Raw genomic sequence first — 10,433 nt, 5'->3', positions numbered from 1 at the left:
GTCAGGGTCAACCCTTAAAATAAGCGCTGATTTTAGTCTGCCAGCCCGTTTATTGGCCCCCCGTTCCTTATTTACTGCCCCTTTCGGGCCAAAACCATGAGTCAAACTCCACTTTCCTACAAAGACGCCGGTGTCGACATCGTTGCGGGCGACGCCTTGGTCGAGCGCATCAAGCCTTTGGCCAAAAAAACCATGCGCGATGGCGTGCTGGCGGGCATCGGCGGTTTTGGCGCTCTGTTTGAAGTGCCCAAGCGCTACAAAGAACCTGTGCTCGTGAGCGGCACTGATGGTGTGGGCACCAAGCTCAAGTTGGCCTTTGAATGGCATATGCACGACACCGTGGGCATCGACCTGGTGGCCATGAGCGTGAACGACGTGCTGGTGCAAGGGGCCGAGCCCTTGTTTTTCCTTGACTACTTTGCCTGCGGCAAGCTGGATGTGGACACCGCCGCTGCGGTGGTGGGCGGCATTGCCAAAGGCTGCGAGCTGTCGGGCTGCGCCCTGATCGGCGGCGAAACGGCAGAGATGCCCGGCATGTACCCCGCCGGCGAATACGACTTGGCTGGTTTTGCGGTCGGGGCGGTCGAAAAATCCAAAATCCTGACAGGCCAAAACGTCCAAGCAGGCGATGTGGTGCTGGGGCTGGCTTCGAGTGGCGTGCACTCCAACGGCTTTAGCTTGGTGCGCAAGTGCATCGAGCGCGCAGGCAACAACACCCCGGCCACGCTGGATGGCAAGCCCTTCAAGCAAGCCTTGATGGAGCCGACCCGCATCTACGTGTTGAACGTGTTGGCCGCGTTGGCGGCCCATCCCACAAACTCCGAGTCGTCTTCGGGCATCAAGGCGCTGGCCCACATCACCGGTGGCGGCTTGCTGGAAAACATTCCCCGTGTTCTGCCCGAAGGCCTGGCCGCTCACCTGCAAAAAGGCAGCTGGCCTCAGACCGAACTGTTTGCTTGGTTACAACAAACAGCGGGCATCGACGACACCGAGATGAACCGCACCTTCAACAATGGCATCGGCATGGTGGTGGTGGTGGCGGCCGCAGACGCCCAAGCCTGCGCCCAAACCCTGCGTGCAGCGGGTGAGCAGGTGCACGTCATCGGCCAAATCGCGCCCCAAGGCAGTGGCGCTCAGGTCGTGGTGGCCTGAGAGGGCGACAACTCAGGTGCTTGAGAGCGCGCTGATGCGGTCTCTCAGCGCATCCTGATCTGGGGCCGAAGGCTCGGCTTGCAAATACATCTGCAGGTCTTGCAAAGCTTCGTGCTTGCGGCCCAGTTCGGCCAACACCAAACCCCGGTCACGCCGCTCAGACCAAATGGCAGGCAAGAGCACGATCAGCCTGTCCAACACATTCAGCATGCGTGGCCAGTCTTGTTGAGAACGGAAAACCTCTTTGAGATTGCGCAGCATGCGGGCCAGCAAATCACGCGATGGACAGGGCTGCAAATACAGGCCCATGGGGGTTTCGCCATCGTCCAGATCAGCGGCAGAAGACTTGTCTTCTGGGCTGCGATAAGGCCCCAGGCGTTCGGCCAGGTTGTCGATGCCCAAAGACTCACCCGTCAACGGGTCCAGCACCACCAAGCCGCCTTGCAGCGTGACTTTGACCAAAAAATGACCCGGAAACGAAACGCCCTGCGCGTACAAACCCAAACCTTGGGCCAACTCCAACCAGATCACGGCCAGTGAAATCGGCAAACCACGCCGCGTGCGCAAGACTTCGTTCAGATAACTGTTTTCTGGGGCGTAGTAATCGTTGGCATTGACGCCAAAACCCATTTCTTTGTAAAACACTTGGGTCAAGATGGCCAACCGCGTCAAGTCGTCGGCCTCGTTGGGCACACGGGCTGTGATTCTTTTGAGCAGACGGGCCACATCGTCCAACACCTGCTGCACATCCAGTGTGGGCTCCTCGTCTTGGGCCAAACTGGCAGCGGCCTCCAAAACAGGAAAATCCGCATCACTTTGCACCAAACTGGCAAAGTAATCTAGGGGCGACGGTGTGGCGAAGTTGAGGTTCATGAATGTGCCGTTCAACGCTTCAAAAAGGCCTTCAGCCGCAAGCCGGTCATCCACAAAACACCAAAATACAAAAGCGCAGAGGCAAACAGGGTCAAGACCATCCAACCGATGCGCTGCCAAGCGTCTTGGCGCATGGCCACCCAAGGCAGGTGGTGCGCGGCGTATCCCAGCAGACCGGTAAGCAAGCCCGTGGCCAAAAGCACTTGCAACACAAAGCGCAGCCAGCCGGCTTGCGGCTTGTAGCTGCCCCGGCGCAACAAGCCGACCAACAGCCAAAGCGCATTCACCAAAGCCCCCAAACCAATGGACAGCGCCAAGCCCGCATGCGCCAAAAAAGGAACCAGCAGCAGATTGAACAGCTGGGTCAGCACCAGCACCACCACCGCAATGCGCACCGGGGTTCGGATGTCCTGACTGGCGTAATAACCAGGGGCCAGCACCTTGATGGCCACCAGACCCAGCAAACCCACGCCATAGCCGGTCAAGGCCAAAGTGGTCTGCTGGACATCGCGGTCAGTGAACGCGCCGTAGTGGTAAAGCACTGACACCAGCGGTTGCGAGAACACCAGCAAAGCTGCCGCGCAAGGCAGAGTTAACAACACCACCAGACGCAAACCCCAATCGAGCATGGCGGCGTAGCGCTCGCTGTCGCCTGTGGCTCTGGCGGCGGCCAATTGCGGCATCAGCACCACACCCAACGCAACGCCCAGCATGGCCGTCGGGAACTCCATCAGCCGGTCGGCATAGGTCAGCCAACTGACACTGCCCGGAGCCAAGTGCGAAGCAATCTGCGTGTTGATGAGCAAGGAAATCTGAGCCACGCCCACGCCCAGCAAAGCCGGTGCCATGAGGCGCAAGATGTTGCGGGTGGCCGGGTTGGTCCAGGCTTTTTTGACAGCAGCGGGGCCCATACCCAACCGGGGCAGCAAACCCAGACGATGCAATGCCGGAATTTGCACAGCCAGTTGCAAAAAGCCACCCACCATGACGCCCGCGGGCAGCGCATAGATGGCTTCAAACCCTTGCCGGGCTAGCCAAGGTGACAAAAGCCAGGCTGCGGCAATCACGCTCACGTTCAACAGAACCGGCGTAGCGGCTGGCACAGCAAAGCGTTTCCAGGTGTTCAAAATCCCAGCTGACAAAGCCACCATCGACATGAAGGCGATGTAAGGAAACATCCAGCGCGTCATGTTGACGGCCGAGGCAAAACCCCGGGGGTCTTGTTGCAAACCACTGGCCAATGCCCAAACCAGCCAGGGCGAGGCCAGCACCCCTAAAACCGACAGCACCAAAACCGACCAGGCCAAGGCTGTGGCCACGCTGTCGATCACATCTTTGGTGGCTTCGTCACCATGCTGGGCTCGGTTGGCCGCCAAAACAGGCACAAAAGCCTGACTGAAGGCCCCTTCGGCAAACAGGCGACGGAACAAATTCGGAATCCGAAAAGCCACATTGAAGGCATCGGTCAAAGCACTGGCCCCGAAAGCCGAGGCGATCAGCAACTCGCGCACGAGCCCCGTGACCCGGGAGGCCAGGGTGAAAATCGACACAACAGAGGCAGAACGGAGGAGGCTCACAGTGGGCGAGTGTAGCGGCCTTGCAAGGGGTCACTTTCGGGTTGAGTGGGCCGACTGCCCGCAAATGACCATGCGTCTGCTAGAATGCTGGGTTCGCTGGACATCATCCTCAGACATTGAAAGAACTTATCTATGGCATCCGCTAAACCAAAAAAGAAAAACCCCCGTCTTGCTTCCGGCCGTAAACGCGTCCGCCAAGACGTCAAAATCAACGCTGCGAACTCTTCGCTGCGCTCCAAATACCGCACTGCTGTGAAAAACGTCGAAAAAGCCGTTGCAGCGGGCGACAAGACCAAAGCCACAGAGTTGTTTGCCAAAATGCAAACCGTGGTGGACATCATTGCCGACAAGGGCATCTTCCACAAAAACAAGGCTGCTCGTGACAAGAGCCGCCTGAGCGCCAAAGTCAAGACTTTGGCTCTCGCCGCAGCCTGATCCGCTCCACCAGATCAACAGCCCGGCGAGGCTTTGTCCTCGCTGCCGTTTGAAACGGGTGCGCTGTCCGCGAAAACTGAACCGCCCAGGTGCAAACCTCGGCGGTTTTTTCATGACCAATTTCCGGCAAGGCGCAGGCTAAGCTACGGGGCTTTGGCGCAGGCTTAGTCTGGGGGGCAGCAAAGGCTTTGTTGGGGCGCGCGCAGGCTGAGTTGGGGGTATCGCCGGGTTCCTCATGGCTCGCTTCGCTCGCAAAATCGTCACCCGGCGATACCCCCAACTCAGCGAGACTCGTCTGAACACCTGTTAAAAACAACGGCAGCTCAGGGGCACAAAAAAACCGCCCAAAGGCGGTTGGTCACATTGACTTATTTTTGGGGCGGTGGGTCGGGCAGCAAACAGGCTTCCGCGACTTGCAAGCCATTGTCACGTGCGAAGTTCATCACAAAGTCCCAAGCCATGACATCGTAATCGCGCAGGTCATGGTGGACCACCACACATTTGACGTTGCCCATGGTGGTGGGAATGCACCAAGGCGAATAGCTTAGGTGGCTACCGGGCACCGCGCCACCGGGGCGAAACTGGCTCATCACGCCTGCCAAACGCTCAGCCCAGTCGCTGGGGCGGAATGTCTTTCCGTCCAAGGTCAGACCCAGGATAAAGACTTCTTTGGCAGAGTTGGAGACCATCGGATAGAGGGGTTAGTCAAGGGAGCACAGAGTTCGGGATCGCCGCCCTCTGGTTTACCCGGGTATTGTATCTTATATAAGACTTGAAACCCGCTTGTAACTTGGCAAGACAGCCGTGACGCCCTTCAAGTTGGCCCGGTATTTCTGCCTCTAAAATCTGGTTTCAGCGGCCCTCTTCGTTGGGCCGATTTTTATTTCAGGAGTTCACGCATGCCCGCTTTCATTGAAGCCGCCTCACCGCACACCATGAACACCTATGGCCGACTGCCGATCGCACTCAGCCATGGTCAAGGATGCCGAGTCTGGGACATCAATGGCAAGTCTTATCTGGACGCGCTGGCCGGCATTGCGGTGAACACCTTGGGCCACAACCACCCCGACTTGGTGCCTGCGCTGCAAGACCAGATCGGCAAGATGATCCACAGCTGCAATTACTTTCACGTGCCCAACGCCGAAGTGCTGGCGGCCAAATTGGTCGAGTTGTCAGGCATGACCAATGTGTTTTTCTGCTGCACAGGCCTCGAAGCCAACGAAGCGGCCATCAAACTAGCACGCAAGTTTGGTCACGACAAGGGCATCGAGAAACCCGAAATCGTGGTCTACGAAAAGGCCTTCCATGGCCGCAGCATCGCCACCCTGAGCGCCACCGCGAATGAAAAACTCAAAACCGGCTTTGGCCCGATGCTCGAAGGCTTTGTGCGCGTGCCAGTCAACGACATCGAGGCGCTGAAAAAAGCAACCGAAGGCAACCCGAACGTGGTGGCGGTGTTCATGGAGACCATTCAGGGCGAAGGCGGCGTCAACCCCATGCGTGCTGAATACCTGCAACAAGTGCGCGCTTTGTGTGACCAGAAGGACTGGTTGATGATGATCGACGAAGTGCAGTGCGGCATGGGCCGCACCGGCAAATGGTTTGCCTACCAGTGGGCGGGCATCGTGCCCGACGTGATGCCGCTGGCCAAAGGTTTGGGCTCGGGCGTGCCGATTGGTGCGGTGGTCGCTGGCCCCAAAGCCGCCCACATTTTCCAGCCCGGCAACCACGGCACCACTTTTGGCGGCAACCCGCTGGCCATGCGTGCCGGGGTCGAGACCATCCGCATCATGGAAAAAGACGGCTTGATGGCCAACGCCGCACGGGTCGGTGCGCATTTGCGCGGCGCCCTTGAAAAAGCCCTTGCAGGCGTTCAAGGCGTCAAGGAAATCCGTGGCCAAGGCCTGATGTTGGGCATCGAGCTCGACCGCCCCTGCGGCCCCGTTTGGAGCCGTGCGGCCGAAGCCGGACTCCTGCTGAGCGTGACCGCCGACAGCGTGATTCGCCTAGTGCCGCCCCTGATCATGACTGAGACCGAGGCCGACGAAGTGGTGGCCATTTTGGTGCCCTTGATCAAAACCTTTTTAACGGAGTCCGCATGAGCCTCGCCCAAGCTGTGCCGGTTCGGCACTACCTGCAGTTCACCGACCTGAGTGCGGATGAATACGCTCACCTGTTCGCGCGTGCCGCCGAGATCAAACGCAAGTTCAAGGCCTACGAAAAATACCACCCACTGGCCGACCGCACGCTGGCCATGATTTTCGAGAAAGCCAGCACCCGCACCCGCGTGAGTTTTGAAGCGGGGATGTACCAACTGGGCGGCTCGGTGGTGCACCTGACCACGGGCGACAGCCAGCTCGGCCGCTCGGAGCCCATTGAAGACAGCGCCCGCGTCATCAGCCGCATGACCGACTTGGTGATGATTCGCACCTATGGCCAAGACAAGATCGAGCGCTTTGCCTCGCACTCACGCGTGCCTGTGATCAATGGCCTGACCAATGAATTTCACCCCTGCCAAATCTTGGCGGACCTGTTTACTTTGTTGGAGCACCGGGGCTTGGACGCCCAAGGCAAGCCAGACCCTGCCTACCTCAAAGGCAAAGTGGTGGCCTGGGTGGGCGACGGCAACAACATGGCCAACACCTGGTTGCAGGCCGCCGAGTTGCTCGGGTTCACGGTGCACCTGAGTACGCCCAGTGGCTACGAAGTGGACCAAGCCGTGGCCGGTTTGCGCAGCAACGCCAGCTACAAAGTCTTCAAAGATCCGCTCGAAGCCTGCCGGGGTGCTGACCTGGTCACCACCGACGTGTGGACCAGCATGGGCTACGAAGCCGAGAACGAAGCCCGCAAAAAAGCCTTTGCCGACTGGTGCGTGGACGAAGCCATGATGCAAGTCGCCAAGCCCGATGCCCTGTTCATGCACTGCCTGCCTGCCCACCGCGGCGAAGAGGTCAGCGCCGAAGTCATCGATGGCCCGCAATCGGTCGTGTGGGACGAAGCCGAAAACCGCATGCATGTACAAAAAGCGCTGATGGAATTTTTGTTGCTGGGCCGCGTGACGGCCTGATCGGTCACCCCCGACTTCCTTTTGTCGGTCACCCCGGACTTCCTTTTGTCTGTCACCCCGGACTTGATCCGGGGTCCACCCCCTCTTCGCACCATGTCCCACTGCACCACCTGCGGCGCTTGCTGCGTGAGCTTTCGCGTGGATTTCTCGGTCTTCGAATACGAAGAAGGCGGCGGCGATGTGCCTGCAGGTCTCGCCTCGCCCATCACCGAGCACACCTGCCGCATGCGCGGCACCGACCACAGCCCGCCGCGCTGCGCGGCGCTGTATGGCAAAACCGGCGAAAAAGCCGTTTGTGGGATTTACGAATGGCGGCCCTCGCCTTGCCGTGAATTTGAAGAAGGCAGCCCCGCTTGCGAACACGCGCGACGCCGTCATGGCTTGCCCCCACTGCCGCTCTGAAGTCTTTTTGATAGGTGTTGGAAATAACCGACACCATGGTTTTTTATGGGGTGCTACCTTCGCTCACCATGAAAAAACTTTGGGACATTTCCCCGCCTGTCGATGCCAGCAGCCCGGTCTTTCCGGGCGACACGCCCTACACCCAGCAATGGGCGGCCACGCTGTCTGAGGCTTGCCCTGTCAATGTGAGCGCCATCACTTTGTCGCCGCATGTGGGCGCGCACGCCGATGCCCCACTGCATTACGACGCGCAAGGTGCCGCTGTGGGCGCTTTGGACCTGACGCCCTTTCTGGGCCATTGCCGCGTCATTCATGCCATCGACGCAGCCCCGCTGATCACAGTCGTCCACCTGCAACACGCGCTAGCCGATGTGCCGCCACGGGTGCTGGTGCGCACATGCCGTCAATTTCCACTCACGCAGTTCGACCCCCAACTCACCGCCTTCCACCCAGACACCGTGCAGCACTTGGCCGACTTGGGCGTGCAACTGATCGGCATCGACAGCGCGAGCATCGACCCGGCCGACAGCAAGCCGCTGCCCAGCCACCAAGTCATTCGCCAACGCGGACTGCGTGTGCTGGAAAACCTGCTGCTGGACGATGTGCCCGAAGGCGATTACGAGTTGATCGCCCTGCCCCTGAAACTGATGACCGCCGACGCCAGCCCGGTGCGTGCGGTTTTGCGCGAACTTTGAAGCCTTTTTGAAAGCCCCCTCATGATGAACCTCACCCCCACCTTGCAAGACTGCGAACTGCTGGACCAGCAAGACCCATTGCGCAGCCTGTGCGATCAATTCGATTTACCGACTGGCGTGATTTACCTCGACGGCAATTCGCTGGGCGTGATGCCCAAAACCGCCCCAGCCCGTGTGGCCAAGGCCGTCACCCAAGAATGGGGGCACGACCTGATCCAAAGCTGGAACAGCGCGGGCTGGTTCACCTTGCCCCAGCGCGTGGGCGACAAAATCGCCCGTGTCATTGGCGCACAAGCGGGCGAAGTGGTGGCCGCCGACAGCACCTCCATCAACCTGTTCAAAGTGCTGGCTGCCGCGCTGCACATGGCCCAAGCCGACCATCCCCACAAAACCAAAATCGTCAGCGAACGCAGCAACTTCCCGACCGACCTCTACATCGCCGAAGCCCTGTGCAAAGAGCGCGGTTTCACCTTGCAACTGGTCGAAGCGGCAGACATTCCCGCCGCGCTGCAGGCCGACGTGGCGGTGCTGATGCTCACGCACGTCAACTACCGCACCGGGGCCATGCACGACATGAAAGCCGTGACGGCGCAAGCCCATGCGCAAGGCATTTTGACGGTCTGGGACTTGGCCCACAGTGCCGGTGCCGTGCCGGTCGACCTGAATGGCTCGGGCGCCGACTTTGCCGTCGGTTGCGGCTACAAATACCTCAACGGCGGCCCCGGTGCACCGGCCTTTGTATGGGTCCATCCGCAACACACCGACCGCTTCTGGCAGCCACTGGCTGGCTGGTGGGGCCATGCTGCGCCATTTGCGTTCACACCCGACTACCAACCCGCCAAGGGCATCACGCGTTACCAGTGCGGCACACAACCCATCTTGAGCTTGTCGGCGCTGGACTGTGGTCTGGACACGATGCTGGCCGCTGAACCGCTGGGTGGCATGGCGGCCTTGCGCCAAAAGTCGCTGGCATTGACGGGCTTGTTCATGCAATTGGTGCGCACGCGCTTGCATGGCCACGGCTTTGGCATCGCCACCCCCACACAAGAAGCCCTGCGCGGCTCGCAAGTGAGCCTGACCCGCGCCGAAGGCGCTTACGCCATCGTGCAAGCCCTGATCGCGCGCGGCGTGATCGGCGACTTCCGGGCCGGTGATGGGGGCCAGCACGCGGACATTTTGCGCTTTGGCTTCACGCCCTTGTACATCGGATTTGTCGATGTGTGGAACGCTGCCGAACAGCTGTGCCAAGTCATGGTCAGCGGCGAATGGCAAGACGCCCGCTTTGCCCAAAAACACGCTGTCACTTGAAAGCCCGACCATGAGCGCCTGTCCATTCCACGCCCCCAGCGAGAGCGCCGCCTCTGTCAGCGGCAACGCCCCTGCAGGCACCGCCGCAGGCGAGCGCATCGTGCACGAAGAAAAAGCGCAACTCGACTTCGGTGGCCGCATGAGCTACGGCGACTACCTGCAGCTTGACGCCATCTTGAACGCGCAAACACCGCTGTCGCCCGACCACAACGAGATGCTGTTCATCGTGCAGCACCAAACCAGCGAACTGTGGATGAAGCTGATGCTGCACGAGTTGCACGCGGCTGTGGCCAGCATCGCGACAGACCAACTGCCCGATGCGTTCAAGAAGCTGGCAAGGGTCAGCAAGATCATGGAGCAGCTCGTGCACGCATGGGACGTGCTGGCCACCATGACACCGCCCGAATACAGCGCCATTCGGCCTTACTTGGTGCAGTCCAGCGGTTTCCAAAGTTGGCAATACCGCTGTGTCGAATTCGCCATGGGCAACAAAAACGCGGCCATGCTGCAACCACACGCGCACCGCCCTGACCTGTCGGCCATGGTGCAAGCGGCCTACGATGCGCCTTCGCTGTATGACGAATGTTTGCGCCTGTTGAAGCGGCGCGGCCTGGCTGTGCCCGACAGCCACACTCAGCGCGACTGGCGCCAGCCCTATCTGGCCAGCGAGGGCGTAGAAAGCGCTTGGCTGCAGGTCTACCGCGACCCCCAGCAGCACTGGGACTTGTACCAATTGGGCGAAGAGCTGACCGATTTGGAAGACGCTTTTCGTTTGTGGCGCTTTCGCCATGTGACCACCGTCGAGCGCGTGATCGGTTTCAAGCGCGGCACAGGGGGCACCGGCGGCGTGAGCTACCTGCGCAAAATGCTCGATGTGGTGCTCTTCCCCGAAATCTGGACGCTGCGCACGCAACTGTGAAGTGG

11 protein-coding genes are annotated in these 10,433 nt (G+C 60.0%); 8 read left to right on the top strand and 3 right to left on the bottom strand.

From position 1 onward, the window contains the following. The first annotated feature begins 96 nt into the window (after positions 1-96). Positions 97-1,152 (top strand): phosphoribosylformylglycinamidine cyclo-ligase, encoded by a 1,056-nt coding sequence (purM, locus tag BN3544_RS08990; protein ID WP_019430394.1) that lies wholly within the window; start codon positions 97-99, stop codon positions 1,150-1,152. Positions 1,153-1,164: 12 nt separating this feature from the next. Here purM and BN3544_RS08985 read toward each other — a convergent pair whose 3' ends face one another. Both BN3544_RS08985 and murJ read right to left on the bottom strand, forming a co-directional pair. Then, positions 1,165-2,025 (bottom strand): SirB1 family protein, encoded by an 861-nt coding sequence (locus BN3544_RS08985; protein ID WP_019430395.1) that lies wholly within the window; start codon positions 2,023-2,025, stop codon positions 1,165-1,167. 11 nt (positions 2,026-2,036) lie between these two features. Continuing rightward, on the bottom strand, positions 2,037-3,602 hold the full coding sequence (gene murJ, locus BN3544_RS08980) for a murein biosynthesis integral membrane protein MurJ (protein ID WP_026036725.1): 1,566 nt from the start codon (positions 3,600-3,602) through the stop codon (positions 2,037-2,039). A 132-nt stretch (positions 3,603-3,734) separates the two neighbouring features. On the opposite strand from murJ, the gene rpsT reads away from it, so the two are divergent. Next, the gene (rpsT, locus tag BN3544_RS08975) at positions 3,735-4,037 is read left to right on the top strand and encodes a 30S ribosomal protein S20 (RefSeq protein WP_019430397.1); all 303 of its coding nucleotides are present in this window, start codon (positions 3,735-3,737) and stop codon (positions 4,035-4,037) included. 368 nt (positions 4,038-4,405) lie between these two features. On the opposite strand, the gene BN3544_RS08970 is transcribed toward rpsT, so the two are convergent. Further along, positions 4,406-4,726: a DUF3579 domain-containing protein gene (locus tag BN3544_RS08970; RefSeq protein WP_019430398.1), complete on the bottom strand. Its 321-nt coding sequence runs from the start codon at positions 4,724-4,726 to the stop codon at positions 4,406-4,408. A gap of 210 nt (positions 4,727-4,936) precedes the next feature. Between BN3544_RS08970 and BN3544_RS08965 the strand changes: the two genes are divergently transcribed. The 6 genes from BN3544_RS08965 to kynA all read left to right on the top strand — a co-directional run bounded on the left by BN3544_RS08965 (position 4,937) and on the right by kynA (position 10,428). Next, on the top strand, positions 4,937-6,139 hold the full coding sequence (locus BN3544_RS08965; RefSeq protein ID WP_019430399.1) for an aspartate aminotransferase family protein: 1,203 nt from the start codon (positions 4,937-4,939) through the stop codon (positions 6,137-6,139). Further along, the gene (gene argF / locus BN3544_RS08960) at positions 6,136-7,104 is read left to right on the top strand and encodes an ornithine carbamoyltransferase (RefSeq protein ID WP_019430400.1); all 969 of its coding nucleotides are present in this window, start codon (positions 6,136-6,138) and stop codon (positions 7,102-7,104) included. The genes BN3544_RS08965 and argF overlap by 4 nt, the downstream gene beginning before the upstream one ends. A 93-nt stretch (positions 7,105-7,197) precedes the next feature. After that, the gene (locus BN3544_RS08955) at positions 7,198-7,506 is read left to right on the top strand and encodes a YkgJ family cysteine cluster protein (protein WP_019430401.1); all 309 of its coding nucleotides are present in this window, start codon (positions 7,198-7,200) and stop codon (positions 7,504-7,506) included. 68 nt (positions 7,507-7,574) lie between these two features. After that, entirely contained in the window at positions 7,575-8,201 is a 627-nt protein-coding gene (gene kynB / locus BN3544_RS08950; protein WP_026036726.1) for an arylformamidase, read from the top strand. 21 nt (positions 8,202-8,222) lie between these two features. Next, positions 8,223-9,509: a kynureninase gene (gene kynU / locus BN3544_RS08945; RefSeq protein ID WP_019430403.1), complete on the top strand. Its 1,287-nt coding sequence runs from the start codon at positions 8,223-8,225 to the stop codon at positions 9,507-9,509. Between the two features lie 10 nt (positions 9,510-9,519). Further along, positions 9,520-10,428, top strand: coding sequence for a tryptophan 2,3-dioxygenase (gene kynA / locus BN3544_RS08940; protein ID WP_019430404.1), 909 nt, complete (start codon positions 9,520-9,522; stop codon positions 10,426-10,428). The last annotated feature ends 5 nt before the right edge of the window (positions 10,429-10,433 follow it).

This window comes from Limnohabitans sp. Rim47, assembly GCF_001517545.1.
In the GTDB taxonomy this organism is placed as follows: domain Bacteria; phylum Pseudomonadota; class Gammaproteobacteria; order Burkholderiales; family Burkholderiaceae_C; genus Limnohabitans_A.
Note: the sequence above shows the minus strand (reverse complement) of the source record. Positions and strands in the feature narration are given on the sequence as shown.

Bases quoted from the DNA above. Each gene is read 5' to 3' on its own strand.
- purM (WP_019430394.1), top strand. From the start codon at position 97: ATGAGTCAAACTCCACTTTCCTACAAAGACGCCGGTGTCGACATCGTT.
- rpsT (WP_019430397.1), top strand. From the start codon at position 3,735: ATGGCATCCGCTAAACCAAAAAAGAAAAACCCCCGTCTTGCTTCCGGC.
- kynB (WP_026036726.1), top strand. From the start codon at position 7,575: ATGAAAAAACTTTGGGACATTTCCCCGCCTGTCGATGCCAGCAGCCCG.
- BN3544_RS08955 (WP_019430401.1), top strand. From the start codon at position 7,198: ATGTCCCACTGCACCACCTGCGGCGCTTGCTGCGTGAGCTTTCGCGTG.
- kynA (WP_019430404.1), top strand. From the start codon at position 9,520: ATGAGCGCCTGTCCATTCCACGCCCCCAGCGAGAGCGCCGCCTCTGTC.
- argF (WP_019430400.1), top strand. From the start codon at position 6,136: ATGAGCCTCGCCCAAGCTGTGCCGGTTCGGCACTACCTGCAGTTCACC.
- BN3544_RS08970 (WP_019430398.1), bottom strand. From the start codon at position 4,726: ATGGTCTCCAACTCTGCCAAAGAAGTCTTTATCCTGGGTCTGACCTTG.
- kynU (WP_019430403.1), top strand. From the start codon at position 8,223: ATGATGAACCTCACCCCCACCTTGCAAGACTGCGAACTGCTGGACCAG.
- BN3544_RS08965 (WP_019430399.1), top strand. From the start codon at position 4,937: ATGCCCGCTTTCATTGAAGCCGCCTCACCGCACACCATGAACACCTAT.
- BN3544_RS08985 (WP_019430395.1), bottom strand. From the start codon at position 2,025: ATGAACCTCAACTTCGCCACACCGTCGCCCCTAGATTACTTTGCCAGT.